The sequence below is a fragment of the Natronobeatus ordinarius genome (assembly GCF_024362485.1).
GTDB lineage: Archaea > Halobacteriota > Halobacteria > Halobacteriales > Natrialbaceae > Natronobeatus > Natronobeatus ordinarius.
Genome location: NZ_CP101456.1, coordinates 1,790,048 through 1,811,082 on the forward strand (window position 1 = coordinate 1,790,048; position 21,035 = coordinate 1,811,082).

Here is a 21,035-nt window from a genome sequence, read left to right on the forward strand (position 1 = left end):
GACCATGCTCATTCGCGTCCTCTTCCAGTTGACCGTCGTCGTCGCCCTCATGATCCTCGTCGCGACGGCCGTCGTCGTCGGCCGCGACCGACTCGCCCGAACACGACGGGAGTTCCGAGCGCGAGTGAAGGCGGCGGCACCGATCACCGCCGTACTCGCCGTCGTCTTGCTGTTCAACGGCGTCGCCCGGGAGACGGTACCCGATATCTCGTGGACGATCGGCTGGGAGGTGACCGGGACGATCTACGAGTTCGAGGGCGAGTTCATCGTCTGGCTCCAGGACCTGGCGACGCCGTGGACGACGGCGTACTTCTCGTTCGTCTACGTCTACGGCTACGTCTTCTTGCTCGTGTTCCCCCTGATCGCGTACTTCGCGCTGGCAGACACCCGACCGCTTCGCGAGCTGTTGACTGCGTACACGCTCAACTACGTGCTCGGGCTGGTCTGTTACGTGCTTATCATCGCCTACGGGCCCCGGAACGTGATGCCCGAACTCGTCGACGCCTTGCTGTACGACACGTACCCGCAGTACCAGCACCTCACCCGGCAGGTCAACCGAAACACCAACGTCTTCCCTTCGCTGCACACCTCCCTCGCCGCCACGGTCGCCTTCATCGCCTACCGGACCAGGGACGTCTACCCGGTCTGGTTCGCCGTCGCGACCGTCCTCGGGCTCAGCGTCGCGGTCTCGACGATGTACCTCGGCATCCACTGGGTGGTCGACGTCGTCGCGGGCATCGTTCTCGCGGCCGTCAGCGTCGTCCTCGCCGCCCACTTCGTCGGCCGCTGGTCGATCACCGAGCGACTCGAGCACCGGTGGCCCTTCGCCAGCGGCTGATCACCCGTCCTCGAGAAACGCCTCGTCGCCGTGGGTCTCCCGGAGCTCCCGGAGGTGTGCTCGTCCCTCGAGCAACCGCTCGGTCGGTTCGGCGTAGGTGTACTCGAACATGTCGTCGGGGTCGCCCTCGTAGGCTTCGGCGCGATCGACGGCGTCGGCGAGCGTCTCGTCGATCGCCGACTCGATGGCGTCGATCCGTTCGTCCTCGAGCAGACCCCGCTCTCGGAGGTAGGCTTCGAAGCGTGCGATCGGGTCGCGTTCTTTCCACTGGTTCACCTCCGCCTCGTTCCGGTAGACGGTCGGATCGTCCGCCGTCGTGTGTGCGCCAAAGCGGTACTGGACGGCCTCGACCATCGTGGGTCGCGCCTCGCCGTCGGCCGGGTTCGCGGCCCGCTCGCGGACCGCCTCGGTCACGACGTACGTCGCGAGCGGGTCCATCCCGTCGACCTGGATCCCGTCGAAGCCGTAGGCGCGGGCTTTCCCGGCGAACGTCGCTGACGCCGTCTGCTTCTCTCGGGGCGTCGAGATCGCCCACTGGTTGTTGTTACAGAAGAAGACGATCGGGACGTCGTAGACGCCCGCGAAGTTCGCCGCCTCGTGGAAATCCCCCTCCGAGGTCGACCCTTCCCCGAAGTGAACGAGGGTGACGCCGTCGTCGCCGTTCAGTTTCGCCGCCCACGCGTACCCGACCGCGTGGGGGAGGTGCCCGCCGATCGAAATGTTGAGCGGGAAGACGCCGACGTCGGGCAGCGCCGCGTTCCCGACCTCGTGACCCATCCAGTACAGCAGGTACTCCCACGGGAACCCTCGCGAGAGAACGGCCCCGTGCTCGCGATACTGGTAAGAGATCGTGTCGTCGTCGGCGAGTGCGTACGTCGAGCCGATCTGTGACCCCTCCTGGCCGGCCAGCGAGGCGTACGTCCCCAGCCGCCCCTGGCGCTGGAGGCTGATCATCCGCTCGTCGAAGCGGCGACACAGGCGCATGTCACGGTACATCGATACCAGCGTCTCCTCGTCGAGGTCCGGCTCGAGCGCCGGCGCGACCACGGTTCCGTCGGCATCGAGCACCGACACCTGGTCGTCCGGTGCCCGGTCGAACACGCCCACGCCCCCCGCCTGGTCAGGTACGTCTCGAGTCATCTCCTGGATGCACGGTCGAATACGGTCAGGAAAAAGGTATGGATGAACGACTCACCGGTCACGCCGACGTCCTCACTCGACTGGATCGCCCGGGCTTCGGACGACGAACACCGGGATCGACGCCTTGTCGACGACCCGTTCCGAGACGCTTCCCATCGTGATCTGTTTCTCCCGGGGGCTCTTTCCGTGGGTCCCGATGACGATCAGATCGATGCCGTGTTCGTCGGCGTACTCGAGGATCGCCTTCGACGGCGTCCCGTACTCGACCACCTCGATCGTCTCGAGTCCGGCTTCCGCCGCCCGGTCGCCCACCTCGTCGACGGCCGCCTCGCTCTCGCGCTCGAGTTTCGCTTCGATCTCGGCCCGCGTCTCGCCCGTCGCCGCCTGCACGATCCGGGTGTCGACGATCGAGAGCGCGTGGACGGTCGCGTCGTTGGCTTCGGCGATCGGCAGGGCGTGTGCGAGCGTCTGGTCGACCGTGGCGCTACCGTCTGTCGGAATAAGAACGTCGTCGTACATCGGTATCCTCGACGTGAAGTCAGTCTCTCCCACACACCCCGTCGGCAGAAGTGTTTCGGTCGACGCAGGCGACGGCCGGACGTGATTCGTACCGAGACAGTCAGGCGAAACGTACTTCACGCTTCGAACGAAGGTACTCGATCATGATCGATCCCGCCGCAGTCGGAGTGATGTTGGTCGGCGTGGCGCTGCTGTTCGCCGGCGCGACGCTGTCGAGTTACGGCGTCGGTGCCGTCGGGGCGCTCCTCGGATCGGCCGGCGGCTACCTCGGTGCACCGACCGTCGCCGCGATGGCCGGGCTCGAGGGGGCGATCGTCCCGGCCGCCGGCGTGCTCGTCGGCGCCGGCGTCGGCATCGCCGTCACCTACCTCCTCCTCTCGGTCGCGGCCGCGGCCGTGAGCTTCGTCGTCGGGACGTTCTTCGGACTGGCCCTGGTCGCCCCCGCGCTCGTCGACGGCACGTGGTACCTCGAGTGGGGTGTCGCCCTCCTCCTCGGCGCCCTCGCAGCGATCTTCGGGCTGTTCATGACCCGGACGGCTGCGGTCCTCGTCACCTCGTTCGTGGGGGCGGCGCTCGCCAGCCGGTCGGTGTCTCCCTCGAGCCTCGAGGCCGCGCAGGCGTCGACGAGCCTCGAGCCGCTCCTGTTCGACGTCGGTGCGCCGCTGTTCGTCGGCCTGTTCGCGCTCGGCGTCCTCTCACAGGTCGGGCTGTTCAAATTCGGGTACGTTACGCGAATCGTCCGCATCCTGCCCGGCGTGAGCGTGCTTCGCGACCGGGGCAGACGGAAGAAAGCCGGCGGCTGATCCGGGTCCGTCGGAACGACGACCTGTCCGCTGGTTGTGACGAAACCGACCGCGAACCACAGACTGGTGCCCGTCGGTTCGCTCACCGCCCACCGAATCCGGACACCACACCAACTTACCTCTGGGTAACTGTGTAGCTTACCCAGAAGTTACCAAATGTTGATCATGCTGTGGTACCTCTCTGATTTTTGTACGAATTCGACTGACTATCCAGACAGACCCTACTGATAATACATGGCGACAGAAGACGCAGATCACGACGCGGAACTGGCAACCGAACAACCCGACTCGAGCGTTACGGACGACGAATCAGAGACGGACATCGCTGAGCCGAGCGTCGCGGACGACGAATCGGGGACGGAAGTCGCAGGCGGACTCGAAGAGAACGTCGCCGGTGCGCTGACGTACCTCCTCGGCTTCATCACCGGACTGGTGTTCTATTTCGTCGAAGAGGAGAACGAGTTCGTCCGGTTCCACGCGATGCAGAGTACGATCGTCTTCGGCGGGCTCTTCGGACTGCACATCGTGCTTATGATGTTGAGGTGGGTGTTCGACGCGACCATCCCGTTCGTCGGCTGGCTCATCGCACTGGGGATCGCGTTCGTCCAGACGCTGATCTTCCTGGGAACGCTCGTCCTGTGGCTACTGCTCATGTACAAGGCCTACCAGGGTGAGCAGTGGTCCCTTCCCGTCGTCGGCTCGATGGCCGAAAACCAGGTCTAACGCGTCTCTCGCCAGCACTCCTTCTCGAAGAACCCAGTTTCGAGCGCAGCGACGCGCTCAACAAGCGTGCAATAGCACAGGCCAGCGCTCACGGCGGTCGCCCGACGATCTCTCTCGAGGATGACCGACCGACCGCCGTCCCCGCCGACGCCGACGTCCGCCCCAACCATCGCCACGTCACCCACCGACGCCAGCCTCGAAGGACGACTCGTGGCGACCACGAGCCAGCTCGCTGGCGCCCTCGAGCGCACCCTCGGCGTTCGTCTCGACGAGTCGACGCTCGAGGCCGTCCTGGTCGAACTCGACCGCGGTGGCTCCCTCGAGTGGGTTACGGTCACCCGCGACGGAGAGTACGTCTGGGATCTCACCGCGTTCCCGGATCGACTCGCCGCGGCCGTCGTCGGTCGCCTCGAGGCGGCCCTCAGACGGCGTCTCGACGGCTCATGAGGGGTGCTGGTGGCTGATCTTCTCTGCGACCAGCCCAGGAACCGGCGTCAGACACTGATCGCACTTCCACGTCGGCGCGACGGTACCCGACTCCTTCAGGAGGTCCTGTCTGTACCGAAGCACCGCCCCGCACGTACACCGGTACTCGGTTCTGCTCATACAGTAGCACTCGCTCGTGGAGCGAGGTAAAGTACCTTACCCGCGCCAGGTCAGCACCGACGCCGACCACGTGTAGCCCGTCCCCGCCGCGAGCAGGCAGACCACGTCGCCCGCCTCGAGCAACCCCGCTCGGCGTCCCTCCTCGAGCGCGAGCACCTGGTCGGCGCTCTGGACGTGGCCGTACTCGTCGAGGTAGTAGCCGTCGGTCTCGGGGTCGAGGCCGAGTTCCGCGAGCAGCGTCTCGTGGAACGACCGCTTCATGTGGGTGACGGCGACGAAGTCGAGGGCCGAGCGATCGAAGCCGGAGCGCTCGAGCGCCCGATCGGCCACCTCGAGGTAGTTCGGCAGCGAGACGGGTGCGAGGCGTTCTTTCATCCCCTCGGGGTCGGGAACGTCGAGGTGGTGTCGGCCCGCGGCGACGGTCTCCTCGCTCGTCGGCTCGAGCGAGCCGCCGGCGGGCACGATCACGTCGTGGGCAAACGAGCCGTCGGTGACGGCCGCGTGCTCGTGGACGAGCGCCCGGGTTCGGGAGCCAGGCTCGGCCTCGAGGACCATTGCGGCCGCCCCGGAGCCGAAGTTGAACATGAACGAGGAGCGCTCGTTTTCGTAGTCGATCAGCTCCTCCTCGCGGCTCGCAGTCACGAGCAGGGCGGTCTCGACGGCCTCTGCCCGGAGCTGGGCGGCGACTTGTCGGATCGCGATCGGCGCGCTCGCACAGAGGGTGTGGCTCTCGGTCGCGTAGGCGTTCTCGGCACCGAGGCGCTCACAGACGTTCGCCGCGGCCGACCAGACCACGAAGTCCTTGTACTCGCTGCCGTGATACAACACGAGATCGAGGTCGGTCGCGTCGATCGCGGCGTCCTCGAGCGCCCGTTCGGCGGCGGCGACGCACATGTCGGTCACGTGGTCCTCGTCGGGTGGACAGACCCGTTTCTCGCGGACGCCCATCTTCTCGATCACGACCGACTCGGGAATACCGCTTTGCGCGGCGATCGCCTCGCCGGTCAGGACGTCGTCGGGGAGGTAGCGGCCGTAGCCGGTGAGCCCGACCGCCGTCACGGGTGCACACCCCCGTCGTCCGGTTCGGCCCGTCGCTCGCGGGTGGCGTCGTTCGATACGTCGGCTCGTCGTCGGGTGTCGCTGTGACTGGTGTGGTTCATCGATCGAAGTGCGTGGATTCGCACCTCGAGCTACCGGCGGTAGCGCTCGAGGAGCGTGGGGGCGCGTTTCGCAACGGTGCCGCCGAGTCGGTCGCGGACCGACCCGAGCAGGCCGTTGGGGACGAACAGGACGAACAGCACGAAGACGATGCCCAGATAGAGCGGGGCGCGGCCGTCGACGGCCGAGTTGATCACGTCAGCGAGCGTGAAGCCCGCGATGTCGGTCGCCAGCACGCCCTCCGAGAGCGTCTCGCGGAGATAGGTGGCGACCCCTTCGTTCTCCGTCGAGAGCACGTCCTCGAGCCACTCGTGGAAGACGGTGCCGAACAGTGGGCCGGCGAGGGTGCCGATGCCGCCGACGATCGTGACGATCAGGGCGTCGGCGGTCACGAGGAAGAAGTACGTGTTCTCCGGCGAGACCGACCGCGAGTAGGCGGCAAAGAGCGCCCCCGCGATGGCAGCGAAGAAGGCGCTCATGGCGAACGCACCCATCTTGTACCAGAAGACGTTGTAGCCGATCGCCTCGGCGCGCTCTTCGTTCTCGCGGATGGCGATCATCACCGTGCCAAACGGCGAGTGGATAATTCGCTGCATCGCGAAGTAACAGACGAGGACGACGACCGCCAGCGCGTAGTAGGAGGTCATCGTCGTCGAGATGTCGATGCCGGTACCCAGAACGTTCTCGAAGCTGTCGCCGGTCAGCCGCCCGACCGCGAACGAGAGTGACTCGACGTAGGGGACGCCGATCTCGAGGCCGTCGCCCGAGATCGTCGCTCCTTCACGCGGATTCGCGCTCACGAAGCCCCAGTTCCGAATGAGTTCGTAGAGCACCTGCGCAAAGCCGAGCGTGATCATCGCGAAGTAGACGCCAGTCAGGCGGAACGAGACCGCGCCGATGGCGAGCGCGAGCACGCCGGCCAGGAACGCACCGAGGAGCATGGTGATCATGAACGGCGTCCCGTCCGGGATGCCGGGGACCTGCCCGTTCGCGGCGAGGACGACGAAGTACGCGCCGGTCCCGTAGAAGGCCGCGTGGCCGAACGAGAGGTAGCCCGTGTAGCCGCTTACGAAGTCGAAACTCATCGCGAACAGCCCCAGGTAGAGCACGACGATCATGAACGTCAGCCCGGGCAGGAACGCTTCCGCCTCGAATCCGAGCGGTGAGTCGACCAGGAGGCCGTAGACGGGCGGATAGAGGAAGAACGCGAGGATCACGAGCCCGTGGACGACGTGGTCGCGAGCGTACTCGCGAAGCCAGTGGCCGTCGGTCGTCGACTCCTCGAGTCGCTCCACCTGGGTGGGCGTCCCACTTTCGGCGGTGGTGCCGCCGTTCGTGGCTTCGGTGCCGCCGTTCGTGGCCTCCCGACGGGCGTCGTCGGTCGGCTCGTCGCGGCTCGGGCTAATGGCCACCCACCTCCTCGACGCCGTACAGCCCCTGTGGCCGCACGATCAACGCGATCACCAGCAAGAGGAAGATCGTGATCTCCGGCAGGCCGGAGAAGTCGACGATCCCGGTCGTGAACAGCCACGTCGTGAACGAGTCGGCGACGCCGACGATGACGGCCGCCACGAGCGTTCCCTTGAACGAGCCGAGGCCGCCGATGATGACGACGACGAACGCGTAGAGCAGGACGTCGATGTTGAGCAGGACGCTCGGTCCCCAGACCGGATCCCACATCAACAGGACGCCGCCGACCGCCGCGAGCCCGGTACCGAGGCCGAAGACGATCGTGAACGCCTTGCGAACGTCGATGCCCAGCGCCTCGACCATCTCCGGGTCCTCGCTGCCGGCGCGGATGTACAGCCCGTACAGCGTCCGAGTGAGGAACAGCCAGACGCCGACGGCGGCCAGCACCCCGAGGCCGATCTCGAACAGGTACAGCCCCCGGATGTTCGCCCCCAGGATGTCGTATCTGGCTGCGAGGGCGTCGGGGAGGGTCCCCATCGGCGCCTGCCACTGGGGCTCCGGCTGGATCCCCTGCAGCGTCGCCACGATTCGCGTCGCCTCCTCGAGGATGAGCCCGACGCCGAACGTCAACAGGATCTGGTACATCGGCGTCCGGTCGTAGATCGGCCGGATGAGCGAGACCTCGAGGGCGCTACCGACTGCCGTCAGGAGCGCGAAGACGACGGCGGCGACGACGAAGAAGAACGCGACGGTCGTGAACGGCCCTGCGCCACCTGCGAGAGCGACGACCATGAGAACGCCGCCGAGGTACGCCCCGAGCATGGCGAACGCGCCGTGGGCGAAGTTCAGTACGCCCATCAGCCCGAAGACCAGGGTGAGTCCGACGGCGAGGATGAAGTAGACCGCCGCCTTGCCGAGTCCCTCGACGACGAGGCGGGCGAACGTACTCGGTCGGAAAAAGCGCTGGAGCGCGTCGGCGACCAGCGGAGCGTCTGGAGTCGCGAGCGCGAGCGCGAGGTACTCACCGATCATGCGGACAGATACCTCCGGATTCGCTCGTCGTCGGCGGTGACGCCCTCGGTCGAGCCGGACTCGACGACGGTGCCGTGGTCGAGCAGGTAGAAGCGGTCGGCTAAGTCCATCGCCAGCGGGAAGTTCTGTTCGACGAGCACCACCGTCGTCTCGGCGGAGACTGCGCGAAGGGCCTCGACGACCTGGTCGACGATCATCGGGGCGAGTCCCTCGCTCGGTTCGTCCACGAGCAGGAGGTCGTTGTTCCCGACCATGCCACGGGCGATGGCGAGCATCTGCTGTTGACCCCCGCTTAAGTTCCTCGCCTCTTTCTCACGAAACCGTTCGAGGGCGGGAAAGAGGTCGAAGACGTACTCTCGAAGCGCCTCGAAGTCTCCGTCCGGTGGCACCGACACCCGGACGTTCTCCTCGACGGTGAGGTAACCGAACATCCGACGTTCCTCGGGCACCCAGCCGATCCCCTTGCGGGCGACGTCGTGGGTCCGCTGACCCGTGATATCCTCGCCGGCAAACAGAACGGTTCCTTCCCTCGGCGGCGTTAGCTGCAGGATCGATCGGAGCGTCGTCGTCTTGCCGACGCCGTTGCGACCGATCAGCGCGACGATCTCGCCTTCCTCGACCGAGAGGTCGACGCCCTGTAAGACGTGGCTCTCGCCGTAGTAGGTGTGGACGCCCTCGAGTTCGAGCAGCGTCATCCGGCCGTCACCCCCGCGTTTCCGGGCTCGTCGGCGTCTGAGGCGCCCTCCTCGTAGCCGCCGAGGTAGGCGCGCTGGACGGCCTCGCTCTCGCGAATCTCGGCCGGCTCCCCGTCGGCGATCAGCTCGCCCTGGTTGAGCACGACGACGCGGTCGCTGATCCCCATCACGACGTCCATGTTGTGCTCGATCAGCATGATCGCGTGATCGGTCGCGACGTCCTCGATGATCTCCGTCACCTGACTCACGTCCTCGCTCGAGACGCCGGCGGTCGGCTCGTCAAGCAACAGCAGGTCCGGCTCGCCCGCCAGGGCGATCCCGATCTCGAGGTTGCGCTTCTCGCCGTGGCTGAGGTTCTGAGCCGGCCGATCCGCGTAGTGGTCGAGGCCGATCCGCTCGAGGATCGCCTCGGCCTCCGCGAAGTGGTCGTCGAAGGCGTGGACGTTGCGCCAGAAGCGCCAGGAGTCGCTGCCCCGGTGGGCCTGGACGGCGATGCGGACGTTCTCGAGGACGCTCAGCGTCGGGAAGACGTTCGTGATCTGGTACGAGCGGTGGAGGCCGAGCAGCGCGGTCTCGTGGGGCGGCGCGTCGGTGATGTCGATCACGCCGTTCTCGTCCGCCCCATCAGCCGGCTGGTCCGACGGCGCGAACTCGATGGTGCCGTCTGTCGGCTCGAGCACGCCGGTCAGCAGGTTGAAAAACGTCGTCTTCCCGGCTCCGTTGGGGCCGATGACCGAACAGAGTTCGCCCTCCTCGAGGGTGAACTCGACGTCGTTGACGGCGGTGATTCCGCCGAACTCCTTGGTCAGTCCGGATGTCGAGAGGAGCATGATCAGCTGAGGTCGCAGCTGGCTTCCTCCGACGGCACCATCACCGCTTCCGGGGCGAGCGTCTCGACGGGTTCGCTCGGCATGACCGAGGCGTCCCACGTGTCGGCGAACTCGTCGCTCGTCGGGACGGGCCAGGCGACGGTCATCGCCGAGGCCGCCTGATTGTTGTGCTCCTGGAACTGGTAGGCGTTCTCGCCTTTCGGCGTGTCCGTAACGGTCATCCCTCGCATCGCGTCCGCGATGTCCTGGCCGTCGGTGGAACCCGACTCCGCGATCGCCTGTGAGAGGGCTGAGCCGGCGACGAACGTCCCCGCGCTGAACAGGTCGGGGACCATCTCGTAGGCGTCGACGTGTAAGTCGATGAACGCGTCGTTGATCTCGTTGTCGTACTGGTTCCAGTGGTATCGCGTCGTGAACGGCCCCATTCGCGCGTCGCGGATGTCCTCGGCGGTGAAATCCTCGCCGAGGGCACTTTCGATCGTCCCGCCCATCGACTGGGTCGTCAGCAGCTCCGCGAACGCGCCGAGCACCTGAATGTCGTAGCCGACCGCCGTCGAGAGGAACTGCGGCAGGGTCGCCACCGTGAACCCGCCGACGACGCCGTCGGCACCCTGGTCGAGTGCCTCGTCGAACAGCCCTTCGAACTCGCTGTAACCCTGCTCGACGAACCGTGGCTCGAGCACCTCGATCCCCTCGGCCTCGAGCACTTCCTGGTAGTTGGCGGCGACGCCGTGGCCGAAGCTGTAGTCGGCGGCGAAGATGGCGACCGACGAGATGTCGGTGTGCTCGGCCGCGTACGTCCCGCCCGCACGGGCGTCCATCGCGGTGTGCTCGCTCGTGCGGAACACCAGCGGATTACAGTGCTCGGAAGAGACGGTAATGTCACCGTCCGCGGCGGGGCCCGCGATGAACGGGACGCCGGCGTCCTCGACGACCGTTCCGATCAATCGACGGGCCGCGTCGGACGACGACGTGCCGACCAACACGTCGACCTCCTCGTCGACGACGAGGTCGGTCGCGACGCTCTGGGCCGTGTCGGCGCTGAACTCCGTATCCTGGATGTGGATCTCGTAGTTCGGACCGTCGTCCGTCTCGATGGTCCGGGTTCCGACCGTCAGGTCGGTGATTGGATCGGTGTCGTGTTTGTACGCCAGTCCGGAGAAAAAGCCCATGAGGCTGATCTCTCCGTAGTAGGTGAGATCACCGGAGACGGGCTGGAGTGCGCCGATCTTGATCGTCTCCCCGGCGACGGCTTCCGCGCCGTCGCCGTCGTCGTCATCGCCGTTCCCCAGACAACCCGCGAGACCGAGCGACCCGATGGCAGCGGCCGCACCCGTTCGCTTGACGAATCCCCTCCGAGTGGCATTATCAACCATGACGATTACTAGCTATCAACAGATCGTCAAAGGTCCCGGGGTTGGTATACAAACCTGCAGCGGTCGTTCTGGCAATCGTGGCCTGCTCACCGTCGTTTCAGGGCCTCTGACTACCGTTCGGCCCGACGAGCGACGGGTCACGACAGGAGACGAGCGACGGATCACGACAGGGTACGATCGTTGCTCGAGCGCGCCGACGCGTTGGCTCGCTCACTCCAACGCCCGTATCGACGACGTCCGCGGTTGTTCGGCGTCGACGTCCACGGTTCTATTACCAACGCCGCTACTTTTGTACCGTCTCGATGAATCAGCATGGATGAACGAGCTGACGTTCGACTGGGTGTCGAGGCGTGCCGACCGGACACCGGAGCAGACGGCCATCGTCGACACCGGGACGGGAACCGAACTGAGTTACGACGCGTTCGATCGACGGGCCAGTCGGGTGGCCGAGTTTCTCGCGGACGAACTCGCGGTCGAGCCAGGATCACGCGTGGTGATTCTCTCGCACAACGGCGCCCACTACTTCGAGACGATCTACGGCTGCGCCAAAGCCGAGACGCCGTACGTAGCGCTGAACTGGCGGCTCGCGCCGCCGGAACTCGAGTACGTGCTCGAGGATTCGACGCCGGACGTCCTCGTCTACGGCGCCGAATTCGCCGAAACGGTCGAGACGCTTCGGTCGTCGGTCGACGTCGACCACTTCGTCGCCGTGGGCGAGCCGGCCAGCCCCGACGACTGGACCTACGAGGAGGCGCTCGCGACCGCCAGCGGCCGGCGCCGGGCCATGGACGCCCGCCCGCGGAGTGATACGTGGGGGCTCCTCTACACCTCGGGGACGACGGGCCGACCGAAGGGCGTCCGACAGACGTTCGACATGGTGGTGTACAACTACCTGAACATCGGGGTCCACGTCGACCTCACCGCCGACGACACGACGCTGAACGTCCTGCCCTGTTTCCACACCGGCGGGCTGAACCTGTACGCCAACCCGACGCTGCTCGTCGGGGGGACGGCGATCGTCCAGCCCACGTTCGACCCCGAGGAAGCCCTCGAGTTGCTCGAGGAGCGGGCGACCGTCTTCTTCGGCGTGCCCGCGATCTACCGCGCGCTGGCGGACCAGCCAGGGTTCGAGGAAGCGGATCTCTCGGGCGTCAGATCCTGGTCCTCCGGCGGGGCACCCATGCCCGTGAACCTGCTCGAGGAACTCGCCGCCCACGACGTCGTCGTCCGCCAGGGGATGGGGATGACCGAAACCGGACCGGCGCTGTTTCTCATCGACGAGGCGAACGCCCTCGAGAAGGCGGGTTCGATCGGGAAGCCGTCGCTGTTCGTCGAGACGCGCGTCGTCGACGCGGACGGCAACGACTGCCCGCCGGGAGAGAGTGGCGAACTGCTCGCCAGGGGACCGGGGATCACCCCGGGCTACTGGAAGAACCCCGAGGCGAACGAGGCGGCGTTCGAGGACGGCTGGCTACACACCGGCGACGTCGCCCGCGTCGACGACGACGGCTACTACTACCTCGTCGACCGGATCAAGAACATGTTCATCAGCGGCGGAGAGAATGTCTACCCTGCCGAGGTGGAGAACACCCTCCACGACCATCCCGAGATTGCCGAGGCGGCCGTCGTCGGCGTCCCGGACGAGCAGTGGGGCGAGGTCGGCAAGGCGGTCGTCGTCCTCGAGGACGGGGCGTCGATCGACGCGGCGGCCGTCCGCGAGTTCTGTGACGGCCGCCTCGCGAGGTACAAGATTCCGAAACACGTCGCCACCGTCGAGGAGCTGCCGCGAAACGCGGCGGGGAAGATCAGGCGTGAGGCGCTCGAATGAGCCGGTGCGTCGAGACGAGCGTTGACGAGGGCGTCGCGACGGTGACCATCGATCGATCGGAGCGACACAACAGCCTGGTTCCGGAGCTGCTCGAGGAACTGCTCGAGGCCCTCGAGTCGGTGGGGGCCGACGACGCGATCCGTGCCGTCGTGCTCGAGACCGCCGGCCCGTCGTTCTCGACCGGCGGCGACGTCCGGGCGTTCGACGAGCATCGCGACGAGATCGGTGACTACGCCGACCGGATCGTCGGCCGCCTCAACGAGGTGATCCTGGCGCTGCTCGAGTGTCCCGTTCCCGTGGTCGCCGCCGTCGACGGCCAGGTGACCGGCGGCTCGCTCGGCCTGCTCCTGGGCGCCGACGTCGTCGTCTGTTCGCCCGACGCGACGATCACGCCCTACTACGCCGTCGTCGGCTTCAGTCCCGATGGCGGCTGGACGGCCCTCCTCCCCGAGATCATCGGCGAGAAGCGCACGGCCAGGCTCCTCCTCGAGAACGAGACGATCGAGCCCGAGGCGGCCGTCGCCTGGGGGCTCGCGACCGAGGTCGTCCCCGCCGACGAGATCCACGAACGGGCGCTCGAGTCGGCCCGGCACGTCGCGTCGATGCAACCGGGCTCGGTCGAGCGGACGAAACGCCTGCTCGGCCCCGATCCGGATGCGATCGCCGACCGGCTCGAGCGCGAACGCCGAGAATTCGTCGAGCAGATCGAAACTGACGAAGCGCTCACGGGAATGCGAGCGTTCCTCGCGTAGATGTTCATGGGGGGTGGATCCTCGAGACGAGAGGGGCCATCCACGGCGGCGCGCGCTGAGGGACGGTGAGCGACGAGCGAACCGTCCCTCGAAAGCGCGCGAGGGATGAGTGAGCGAACGCAGTGAGCGAGCGAATCGGCTGGGGAGGGTGTGGTATCCACTGTGTTTCGTGTGAGTCGACTCCCCTGCCCTGCCGCTCGCGTTCGTGGGCAGGGATCGCCCGTGGGACACCCCTCTCTCCTCCGTTTGCCTCGTTCACTCCGTCGAGAGATGGGCCTCTGGCCCAGAGAGCAGGTCATCCGGGCGACGACTGTGCCGCTGTGTTCGAACTGACGAGCCACGTATCACAACCGGCTCACCGCGTCGGCTTCGCGTAGAACAACCCTGACCCGACGAACAGCGCGCCGATGATCACGATGGCGACGCCGAACGTGCCCACGACGCCGCTGAGCACGAGTCCGAGGAGAAAGACCGCCCCGCCGACGAGCAACAGCGTTCGACGCGGGTTGTACCCACACTCGGGACACTCCCTGAGCTCCGTCGAGATTTCGGCCCGACACAGCCGACACTCCTCCCGATCTGCCATACGCGTTCCCATCCGGCGGAGAACGTGATAACCGTTGTGTCACGCGACGGCTGTCGACGCGGCCGGCCTACGAGAACAGCGGCGCGACCTCGCCGTCGACCTCGAGGGCGCCCTCGAGTTCGACCCGGTCGCCGATCGCCACCTCGCCCTCGAGGCGAGCGAGCACGCGGGCCTCGCCGAGGTCGACGACGCCGACCTGGTATGGCCCCTCGAAGCCCCGGGGGACGACGGACATCGTCGTCTCGGTGTAAACTGTCCCCGCCGTCGGGAGCGCCACCGTCTCGAGTGCCCGCGACCCACAGCGACCGCAGGCGGCTTTCGGAGCGGCGGTTTCGTGGCCACACTCGGGACAGCGCTGGCCGAGCAGTTCGCCGTCGCGCAGGGCGTCGGCCCACGTCTGGTGCGTGAGGAGCTCGTCGTCGCTCATTCTGCCACCTCCAGTACGGAAACGACCGTCGTCGCGGCGTCGCCACCGAGGTTGTGCGCGAGCGCGTGGGTTGCGTCCTCGACCTGCCGATCGCCCGCCTCGCCGCGCAGCTGTTCGGTGAGTTCGACCAGCTGGGCGACGCCCGTCGCGCCGATGGGGTGGCCCTTCGCCTTCAGCCCGCCGCTCGGGTTGACGGGGATCTCGCCGCCGAGGGCTGTCCTCCCCTCGGTGGCGGCGGTGCCGCCCTCGCCGTCCTCGACCAGTCCGAGCGCTTCGGTGGCGAGGATCTCCGCGCCGGTAAAGCAGTCGTGGAGTTCGACGACGTCGACGTCCTGGGGGCCGATGCCGGCGTCCTCGTACGCCGCCGCGGCCGCGTCACGCGCCGCCTGGGTCGCTTTCACGTCGACCTTGTCGGCGAGGGGGACGATATCGGTCGCGTGCCCGACGCCGGCGACGCCGACGGGCGTTCCGGCGAGCGACTCGGCGGCTTCCTCGCTCGCGACGACCGCCGCCGCCGCGCCGTCGGAGAACGGACAGCAGTCCATCAGTCGGAACGGATCGGCGACGACCGGTCCCTCGAGCACCTGTTCGACGGTCGTCTCGGTGCCGAACTGCGCCCGCGGGTTGTGGGTGCCGTGGCGGTGGTTCTTCACCGCGACGGCCGCCAGGTCCTCCTCGGTCGTCCCGTACTCGTGCATGTGCCGCTTCGTCAGCAGCGCGAAGACGCCGGGGAAGGTGAGCCCGGTCGGCTGTTCGTACTGACGGTGGGAGGCGGTCGCGAAGATCTCGGTCATTTCGGGCGTCTCGAGGCCCGTCGCGGGCGTACACCGTTCGACGCCGCCGACGAGGACGACGTCGTGCTGGCCGGCTTCGACCGCGCGAACGGCGTGTTTGAAGGCGTTCGAGGAGGTCGCACAGGCGTCCTCGTAGCGCTGACACGGGATGCCTGCCATCCCGACGTGCGTCGCGAGCGTCGGAGCGAGGTGGGTGTCCCGTTCGGTCTGTCCGCCCATCGCGTTGCCGAGGTAGAACGCGTCGATCTCGGGAGCAGAAACGCCCGCGTCGTCGAACGCTTCGAACGTCGCCTCCGCGAAGAGCTCCATCAGTGGTCGCTCGTGGACGCCGAAATCGGTCATTCCGACGCCAACGATCCGTGCATCTGTCATCGTCTCTCGTTCTCGCTCCGGGGTCAAATGCGTTCGCCCACGCGAGTGAACGCCGTCGCGGTTTCGACCACTGCTCGAGGCCGACGCTGTCGCCACCGTCTCGCGCTCGAGTGACCGTGATCGATCTCTGTGTGAGATACCCCTCGTCGGTTCGGTCGCACTCGAATATGTGTGAAGCATGAGTATAAGGGATATATGTTGGGTATGGCACCTTTCCCTCCCACTCAGGTCGTGAAACGGAGACCTGAACCAAAGAGCCACAAAACCGGCTGTAACTGACTTTCTCGACGATCGTATTTTTTCGAGGATCTGTGTCGGCGCGAGCGAAGACGAACGGAGATACTGTCGGAAATAGGCCCAAGGGGCCGGAAACTCTCCTATCATGTCGTCGTCTCGAGAATAAGATGCCTGGATTACATAATCTATGTATACATGATTTGGTTCTGTCTAATACGGGTGAGGTCGATCGCCTACCGTTTACCGGGGGTGCCGTCGCAGGTCGACCGCCGGGTAGCGGTCGTGCCACTCGCGTCCCTGAGTGCGCGCGGCCTCGTACACACGCTCGAGTTCCGAGACGGCGTCGCGGTGTTCGTCGACGCGCAGGTCGTGCTCGAGTCGGGCGCCGTCGGGGTCGAACACGGCGAGGGCGGCGCTCTGGGCGTGGTCACCTCGCTTGTCGCCACCGGCGTCCTCACCCGCACGCAACGCGGCGAGCAACCGGTCGGCGAGCGGACGTTCGGCGTTCGCCTCGAACGCCTCGGCTACAGCCTCGAGGACGGTTTCGTCGGCGAGCATGTTTCCAGCGACCGTGTAGCCGTCACCCTCCCGGTGACCGGCCCAGGGAACGCACTCGGCGCCGGTTACGGCGACGGTCGTTCCGCTCCCGTCGACGCCGTGGACCTGGCGCGTCTCCCGGTCGGGATCGGACTCGAGGAGCGCCTCGACGGCCTCGTCGACGGGTTCACCGACGGCGAGTCGTCGCGTCGTCCGTACCCCGAGCGGCGTGTTGGTCGTCGCCTGCGTGCAGATCGCCCCTTCGCGACAGACGAAGGGAGCGGTCGAGCCCACGGCGATGGCCTTCGTCGCGACGGTCACGCCGTGACAGCCGTCGACCGTCGCACAGATCGAGAACGTCACCGCCGGCTCGCCTCCGTTCGGGGTTCCGGCCGGCCCGTCGTCGGCTCGTTCATCTCCTCGACGGAGAGGTGACAGGCGATCTGGTGACGGCCGTCGTCGTCGACGGCCTCCGCAATCGGTTCGTCGCGTTCACACGCCTCGCCGATCTTCTTCGAGCACCGCGTGTGGAACGCACACCCCGTCGGCGGATCGATCGGACTCGGAACCACGCCCTCGAGGAGGATGCGATCGGTTCGACGTCGCGGATCCGGATCCGGAACGGCCGACAGCAGGCTCTCGGTGTAGGGGTGGTGTGGTGGGGAGAAGACGTCCTCGACGGGGCCGAACTCGGCGATCTTGCCGAGGTACATGACGGCGACGCGGTCACAGATGTGACGGACGACGCTGATGTTGTGTGAGATGAACAGATACGAGAGGCCGAACTCGTCCTGGACGTCGTCGAGCAGGTTGAGGATCTGGGCCTGGACGCTCACGTCGAGGGCGCTCACGGGTTCGTCACAGACGATGAGGTCCGGTTCGACCGCGAGCGCGTTCGCGATGGCGATCCGCTGTTGCTGGCCGCCGGAGAACTGGTGCGGATACTTATCAGCGTCGTTCGCCGACAGTCCGACGCGCTCGAGCAACTCCTCGATGCGCTCACGTTTCTCGTCTCCGGTGGCGATTCCGTGTTTCTCCATGCCGCGCCCGATGATCTGCCCGACGGTCTTGCGCGGGTTGAGTGAACTCTTCGGATCCTGGAAGATGATCTGCATCTCCTGGCGGAGACTGCGGATCTCCCGACTCCCGAGTTCGTGCAGGGGCTGGCCGTCGAAGTAGACCTCGCCGCCTGTCGGCTCGAGCAACTTGAGTACCGTCCGGGCAACGGTCGACTTTCCACAGCCGCTCTCGCCGACCAGCCCGACGGTCTCGCCGCTGTTGATGGTGAAACTCACGCCGTCGACCGCCTTGACGTATCGGCGCTCGAGCGTCGGCCGACCGCCGTCGGTCCGCGTGAGGTGCAGGTTTCCGAGCAGGCCGTCGCCCGCCGAGAAGTACTTCTCGAGGCCCTGTACCTCGAGCAGGGCTTCGGTGTGCTCTTCGCGGCGTCGGCTCCCGACGTCCGTCCCGACGGTGGGCTCTGCGAGGTCGAGCTCGTCCCGGTGGAGACACGCCGCCTGTAGTCCGTCGGGACCGCCGGCGACTCGCTCGAGGGCGGGGTCGCCGCCGGTACGACACGCCTCGGTCGCGTGCGGACAGCGAGGGGCGAAGTTGCAGCCGTCCGGGAGCGACTGCAGGTTTGGCATCGAACCCGAGAGTGCGTACAGTCGGTTTCGATCGCCGTCGACGTCCGGGATGGCGTCGATGAGCGCCCGCGTGTAGGGGTGTCTCGGCCGGTCGAAGACGTCTCCGACTCGGCCCGTTTCGACGAGGTTGCCCGCGTACATGACGCCGACGCGATCGCACGTCTGGGCGACGACGCCGAGGTTGTGCGTGATCATCAGGATGGAGACGCCACGCTCCTCGCGCAACTCGTTGAGGAGGTCGAGGATCTTCGCCTGCGTCGTCACGTCGAGTGCCGTCGTCGGCTCGTCGGCGATGATGAGATCGGGCTCACACGAGAGGCCGATCGCGATGAGCACGCGCTGGCGCATCCCGCCGGAGAACTCGTGTGGGTACTCGTCGATCCGCGTCTCGGGGTCGGGAATGCCGACTTCGGCCATCGCATCGATCGCGATCTTACGTGCCGCTGACTCGTCGACCCCCTGGTGGAGGGTGATCGTCTCGACGATCTGTTGTCCCACCGTGAGCACGGGGTTCAGCGACGTCATCGGGTCCTGCGGGATGAGCACGATCCGGTTCCCGCGAACCGATCGCATCTCGCGTTCCGTGAGCCGGAGGAGGTCCTGACCGTCGAATCGTATCGACCCGGAGACGATCTCGCCCGGCTCTCGGATGAGTCGCATGATCGACTTCGCCGTCACGCTCTTACCGGCACCCGATTCGCCAACGATGCCCATGACCTCGCCGTGACCGAGCGAGAACGACACGTTGTCGACGGCGGTGACGGTCCCGCCCTCGGTGCGAAACTGAGTTCGAAGCGATTCGACTGAAAGCAGTGGATCAGTTGGCGAGCTCATTCGATGATCTCCCCCTTGGGATCTAGGACGTCACGCAGGCCGTCACCGAGCAGGTTGAAGCCGACCACCGCGAGGCCGATGGCCAGCGCCGGGAAGAAGACGATCCACGGTGCATCGCCCATGAACGCCCACCCGGAGTTGATCATCAACCCCCACGACGGCGTCGGTGGCTGGACGCCCAGGCCGAGGAACGAGAGACTCGCCTCGAGCAACATCGTGAACGCGACGTTGATCGACCCCTGCACGAGCAGCGGCCCGACGCAGTTTGGCAGCACCTCTCTGAAGATGATGTACCGATCGCTCTCGCCGCGAGCGATCGCGGCCTCGACGTACGACTCGTTTCGAACCGAGAGTGCAGCACTGCGTGCCACCCTGGCGATGAACGGGGTGTAGACCAGCGCCAGGGCGACGATGACGTTGTTCAGACTCGGCTCCATCACGGCGACGATCGTCAGCGCCAGCAGGATGGGCGGAAACGACATCATCGCGTCCATTCCGCGCATCAGGGACTCGTCGACGAGCCCCTGGTAGTAGCCGGCGACGACGCCGATGGTCGTTCCCATGACCATCGCGGCACCGATCGACGTGAATCCGACGTACAGCGAAATCTGTGCCCCCATCATGACGCGACTGAGGATGTCACGGCCCAGGTCGTCGGTCCCCATCGGGTGCTCGAGCGACGGGGACTGCTCGCGGTTCGGGATATCCGTCGCCTCGGGATCGTGTGGCACCATGATCGGCGCGACGAGGGCCGTGAGGAGGAGGCCGAGCACGATGAGCAACCCGATCATCGCCTTCTGGTTCCGTCGGAACTTCCGGACGAATCGGCCGTAGTGGGCCTTGCGTTCCTCGGTCAGTTCGAAGCGTCCCGTCGACATCACTCACCACCTCCGTAGCGGATCCGTGGATCGACGTACGCGTAGAACATGTCCGCGAGGAAGTTCGAAAGCATGTAGATCAGCGCGATGACGATGATACAGCCCTGCAAGAGCGGAATGTCCCGGCTGTTGATGGCGGTGAGCGTCAGCCGGCCGATGCCCGGCCAGGAGAACACTTCCTCGAGCACGACGACGCCCCCAAACGCGTAGCTGAACTGGAACGCGATGACCGTGATCACCGGAATCGCGGCGTTTTTCAGCGCGTGTCTGAGGACGACCGTTCGCTCGTCGAGTCCCTTTGCACGGGCGAACGCGACGTAATCCTCGCTCAACTCGTCGATCATACTCGAGCGCGTCATCCGCATGATGTACGCAGTGAGGGCAACCCCCATCGCGCTCGCAGGCAGGATCAGGTGATGGATCGCAGCGACCGGGTCCTCCCACGGGGAGACGTAGTTTCCGGTCGGAAACCCACCGAGGGTGATGGCGAAGACGTAGATGAACACCAGCCCCCACAGGAAGATGGGCAGCGAGAGGCCGACGAACGCGACCATCGATGCGGTGAGGTCGGCCGGCTGGTTCTTTCGAACCGCAGCGATGACCCCGAGCGGGATCGAGAGGCTCACCGAGACGATCGTCGCGGAGACGGCGAGCATCAGCGATCGGGGAAGCCGGACCGCGATCTGCTCGGCGACCGGTGTGTTGTATCGAAGCGACGTTCCCATGTCGCCCTGGACCAGTCCAACGATCCAGTCGAAGTACTGGACGTACAGCGGCTGATCGAGCCCGAGTTGTGACTCGAGCTGGGCGATCGACGCCTCGGTCGCGTTGGGGCCGAGGATCAGTAGCGCCACGTTCCCCGGCAGGATGTTGGTGAGCACGAACGTGATCACCGTCACCAGAAACAGCGTGACCGCCATGAACCCGAGGCGCTTCAGCAGGTAGTTTACGAACGCCATCTATCGGTTTGAGTGAACGTATCGGCTTCTCATGTTCGAGTTTGTCTCGTTTGTG

The 21,035-nt window shown here is 66.3% G+C and carries 22 protein-coding genes; 6 read left to right on the forward strand and 16 right to left on the reverse strand.

The window, feature by feature from the left end; genetic code table 11:
• The first annotated feature begins 4 nt into the window (after positions 1 to 4).
• Positions 5 to 838 (forward strand): phosphatase PAP2 family protein, encoded by an 834-nt coding sequence (locus NMQ09_RS09265; protein ID WP_255194300.1) that lies wholly within the window; start codon positions 5 to 7, stop codon positions 836 to 838.
• Here NMQ09_RS09265 and pdhA read toward each other — a convergent pair whose 3' ends face one another.
• A complete protein-coding gene (gene pdhA / locus NMQ09_RS09270) occupies positions 839 to 1,978 on the reverse strand; it encodes a pyruvate dehydrogenase (acetyl-transferring) E1 component subunit alpha (protein WP_255194301.1) in 1,140 nt (379 codons plus the stop codon).
• Positions 1,979 to 2,050: 72 nt separating this feature from the next.
• On the reverse strand, positions 2,051 to 2,497 hold the full coding sequence (locus NMQ09_RS09275) for a universal stress protein (protein WP_255194302.1): 447 nt from the start codon (positions 2,495 to 2,497) through the stop codon (positions 2,051 to 2,053).
• Between the two features lie 143 nt (positions 2,498 to 2,640).
• Here NMQ09_RS09275 and NMQ09_RS09280 point away from each other — a divergent pair, with 143 nt between their 5' ends.
• From NMQ09_RS09280 to NMQ09_RS09290, 3 genes are all read left to right on the forward strand, one after another.
• Entirely contained in the window at positions 2,641 to 3,300 is a 660-nt protein-coding gene (locus NMQ09_RS09280; RefSeq protein ID WP_255194303.1) for a phosphate ABC transporter permease, read from the forward strand.
• Positions 3,301 to 3,534: 234 nt separating this feature from the next.
• Positions 3,535 to 4,023: a DUF4870 domain-containing protein gene (locus NMQ09_RS09285; RefSeq protein ID WP_255194304.1), complete on the forward strand. Its 489-nt coding sequence runs from the start codon at positions 3,535 to 3,537 to the stop codon at positions 4,021 to 4,023.
• A 120-nt stretch (positions 4,024 to 4,143) separates the two neighbouring features.
• Positions 4,144 to 4,470, forward strand: a complete 327-nt coding sequence (locus tag NMQ09_RS09290) for a hypothetical protein (protein ID WP_255194305.1) — start codon at positions 4,144 to 4,146, stop codon at positions 4,468 to 4,470.
• Here the strand turns inward: NMQ09_RS09290 and NMQ09_RS09295 are convergent.
• The 7 genes from NMQ09_RS09295 to NMQ09_RS09325 all read right to left on the reverse strand — a co-directional run bounded on the left by NMQ09_RS09295 (position 4,465) and on the right by NMQ09_RS09325 (position 11,130).
• Entirely contained in the window at positions 4,465 to 4,629 is a 165-nt protein-coding gene (locus NMQ09_RS09295) for a hypothetical protein (protein WP_255194306.1), read from the reverse strand. The two genes, NMQ09_RS09290 and NMQ09_RS09295, sit on opposite strands and share 6 nt — an antisense overlap.
• A 36-nt stretch (positions 4,630 to 4,665) precedes the next feature.
• On the reverse strand, positions 4,666 to 5,688 hold the full coding sequence (locus tag NMQ09_RS09300) for a 3-oxoacyl-ACP synthase (protein WP_255194307.1): 1,023 nt from the start codon (positions 5,686 to 5,688) through the stop codon (positions 4,666 to 4,668).
• A 131-nt stretch (positions 5,689 to 5,819) separates the two neighbouring features.
• The gene (locus NMQ09_RS09305) at positions 5,820 to 7,082 is read right to left on the reverse strand and encodes a branched-chain amino acid ABC transporter permease (RefSeq protein ID WP_345781295.1); all 1,263 of its coding nucleotides are present in this window, start codon (positions 7,080 to 7,082) and stop codon (positions 5,820 to 5,822) included.
• Positions 7,083 to 7,188: 106 nt separating this feature from the next.
• The gene (locus NMQ09_RS09310; RefSeq protein ID WP_255194309.1) at positions 7,189 to 8,229 is read right to left on the reverse strand and encodes a branched-chain amino acid ABC transporter permease; all 1,041 of its coding nucleotides are present in this window, start codon (positions 8,227 to 8,229) and stop codon (positions 7,189 to 7,191) included.
• The gene (locus NMQ09_RS09315) at positions 8,226 to 8,924 is read right to left on the reverse strand and encodes an ABC transporter ATP-binding protein (protein ID WP_255194310.1); all 699 of its coding nucleotides are present in this window, start codon (positions 8,922 to 8,924) and stop codon (positions 8,226 to 8,228) included. Before NMQ09_RS09315 ends, NMQ09_RS09310 begins: the two co-directional genes overlap by 4 nt.
• Positions 8,921 to 9,754, reverse strand: coding sequence for an ABC transporter ATP-binding protein (locus tag NMQ09_RS09320; RefSeq protein ID WP_255194311.1), 834 nt, complete (start codon positions 9,752 to 9,754; stop codon positions 8,921 to 8,923). Before NMQ09_RS09320 ends, NMQ09_RS09315 begins: the two co-directional genes overlap by 4 nt.
• Before the next feature lie 2 nt (positions 9,755 to 9,756).
• Entirely contained in the window at positions 9,757 to 11,130 is a 1,374-nt protein-coding gene (locus NMQ09_RS09325; RefSeq protein ID WP_255194312.1) for an ABC transporter substrate-binding protein, read from the reverse strand.
• A 316-nt stretch (positions 11,131 to 11,446) separates the two neighbouring features.
• Between NMQ09_RS09325 and NMQ09_RS09330 the strand changes: the two genes are divergently transcribed.
• Together NMQ09_RS09330 and NMQ09_RS09335 are read left to right on the forward strand one after the other, a co-directional pair.
• Entirely contained in the window at positions 11,447 to 12,958 is a 1,512-nt protein-coding gene (locus NMQ09_RS09330) for an acyl-CoA synthetase (protein ID WP_255194313.1), read from the forward strand.
• Positions 12,955 to 13,710 (forward strand): enoyl-CoA hydratase/isomerase family protein, encoded by a 756-nt coding sequence (locus NMQ09_RS09335; protein ID WP_255194314.1) that lies wholly within the window; start codon positions 12,955 to 12,957, stop codon positions 13,708 to 13,710. Before NMQ09_RS09330 ends, NMQ09_RS09335 begins: the two co-directional genes overlap by 4 nt.
• A gap of 355 nt (positions 13,711 to 14,065) precedes the next feature.
• On the opposite strand, the gene NMQ09_RS09340 is transcribed toward NMQ09_RS09335, so the two are convergent.
• The 7 genes from NMQ09_RS09340 to NMQ09_RS09370 all read right to left on the reverse strand — a co-directional run bounded on the left by NMQ09_RS09340 (position 14,066) and on the right by NMQ09_RS09370 (position 20,980).
• Positions 14,066 to 14,296, reverse strand: a complete 231-nt coding sequence (locus tag NMQ09_RS09340) for a hypothetical protein (RefSeq protein ID WP_255194315.1) — start codon at positions 14,294 to 14,296, stop codon at positions 14,066 to 14,068.
• A gap of 67 nt (positions 14,297 to 14,363) precedes the next feature.
• The gene (locus NMQ09_RS09345) at positions 14,364 to 14,723 is read right to left on the reverse strand and encodes a Zn-ribbon domain-containing OB-fold protein (protein ID WP_255194316.1); all 360 of its coding nucleotides are present in this window, start codon (positions 14,721 to 14,723) and stop codon (positions 14,364 to 14,366) included.
• Positions 14,720 to 15,889, reverse strand: a complete 1,170-nt coding sequence (locus NMQ09_RS09350; RefSeq protein ID WP_255194317.1) for a thiolase domain-containing protein — start codon at positions 15,887 to 15,889, stop codon at positions 14,720 to 14,722. Before NMQ09_RS09350 ends, NMQ09_RS09345 begins: the two co-directional genes overlap by 4 nt.
• 477 nt (positions 15,890 to 16,366) lie before the next feature.
• Entirely contained in the window at positions 16,367 to 17,026 is a 660-nt protein-coding gene (locus NMQ09_RS09355) for a DUF1028 domain-containing protein (RefSeq protein WP_255194318.1), read from the reverse strand.
• Positions 17,023 to 19,143: an ABC transporter ATP-binding protein gene (locus tag NMQ09_RS09360; RefSeq protein WP_255194319.1), complete on the reverse strand. Its 2,121-nt coding sequence runs from the start codon at positions 19,141 to 19,143 to the stop codon at positions 17,023 to 17,025. Before NMQ09_RS09360 ends, NMQ09_RS09355 begins: the two co-directional genes overlap by 4 nt.
• Entirely contained in the window at positions 19,140 to 20,021 is an 882-nt protein-coding gene (locus NMQ09_RS09365) for an ABC transporter permease (protein WP_255194320.1), read from the reverse strand. The genes NMQ09_RS09360 and NMQ09_RS09365 overlap by 4 nt, the downstream gene beginning before the upstream one ends.
• Positions 20,021 to 20,980, reverse strand: coding sequence for an ABC transporter permease (locus NMQ09_RS09370; protein WP_255194321.1), 960 nt, complete (start codon positions 20,978 to 20,980; stop codon positions 20,021 to 20,023). Before NMQ09_RS09370 ends, NMQ09_RS09365 begins: the two co-directional genes overlap by 1 nt.
• Positions 20,981 to 21,035 lie beyond the last annotated feature (55 nt).

Bases quoted from the DNA above. Each gene is read 5' to 3' on its own strand.
- NMQ09_RS09265 (WP_255194300.1), top strand. From the start codon at position 5: ATGCTCATTCGCGTCCTCTTCCAGTTGACCGTCGTCGTCGCCCTCATG.
- pdhA (WP_255194301.1), bottom strand. From the start codon at position 1,978: ATGACTCGAGACGTACCTGACCAGGCGGGGGGCGTGGGCGTGTTCGAC.
- NMQ09_RS09275 (WP_255194302.1), bottom strand. From the start codon at position 2,497: ATGTACGACGACGTTCTTATTCCGACAGACGGTAGCGCCACGGTCGAC.
- NMQ09_RS09280 (WP_255194303.1), top strand. From the start codon at position 2,641: ATGATCGATCCCGCCGCAGTCGGAGTGATGTTGGTCGGCGTGGCGCTG.
- NMQ09_RS09285 (WP_255194304.1), top strand. From the start codon at position 3,535: ATGGCGACAGAAGACGCAGATCACGACGCGGAACTGGCAACCGAACAA.
- NMQ09_RS09290 (WP_255194305.1), top strand. From the start codon at position 4,144: ATGACCGACCGACCGCCGTCCCCGCCGACGCCGACGTCCGCCCCAACC.
- NMQ09_RS09295 (WP_255194306.1), bottom strand. From the start codon at position 4,629: ATGAGCAGAACCGAGTACCGGTGTACGTGCGGGGCGGTGCTTCGGTAC.
- NMQ09_RS09310 (WP_255194309.1), bottom strand. From the start codon at position 8,229: ATGATCGGTGAGTACCTCGCGCTCGCGCTCGCGACTCCAGACGCTCCG.
- NMQ09_RS09315 (WP_255194310.1), bottom strand. From the start codon at position 8,924: ATGACGCTGCTCGAACTCGAGGGCGTCCACACCTACTACGGCGAGAGC.
- NMQ09_RS09320 (WP_255194311.1), bottom strand. From the start codon at position 9,754: ATGCTCCTCTCGACATCCGGACTGACCAAGGAGTTCGGCGGAATCACC.
- NMQ09_RS09325 (WP_255194312.1), bottom strand. From the start codon at position 11,130: ATGGTTGATAATGCCACTCGGAGGGGATTCGTCAAGCGAACGGGTGCG.
- NMQ09_RS09330 (WP_255194313.1), top strand. From the start codon at position 11,447: ATGAACGAGCTGACGTTCGACTGGGTGTCGAGGCGTGCCGACCGGACA.
- NMQ09_RS09335 (WP_255194314.1), top strand. From the start codon at position 12,955: ATGAGCCGGTGCGTCGAGACGAGCGTTGACGAGGGCGTCGCGACGGTG.
- NMQ09_RS09340 (WP_255194315.1), bottom strand. From the start codon at position 14,296: ATGGCAGATCGGGAGGAGTGTCGGCTGTGTCGGGCCGAAATCTCGACG.
- NMQ09_RS09345 (WP_255194316.1), bottom strand. From the start codon at position 14,723: ATGAGCGACGACGAGCTCCTCACGCACCAGACGTGGGCCGACGCCCTG.
- NMQ09_RS09350 (WP_255194317.1), bottom strand. From the start codon at position 15,889: ATGACAGATGCACGGATCGTTGGCGTCGGAATGACCGATTTCGGCGTC.
- NMQ09_RS09360 (WP_255194319.1), bottom strand. From the start codon at position 19,143: ATGAGCTCGCCAACTGATCCACTGCTTTCAGTCGAATCGCTTCGAACT.
- NMQ09_RS09365 (WP_255194320.1), bottom strand. From the start codon at position 20,021: ATGTCGACGGGACGCTTCGAACTGACCGAGGAACGCAAGGCCCACTAC.
- NMQ09_RS09370 (WP_255194321.1), bottom strand. From the start codon at position 20,980: ATGGCGTTCGTAAACTACCTGCTGAAGCGCCTCGGGTTCATGGCGGTC.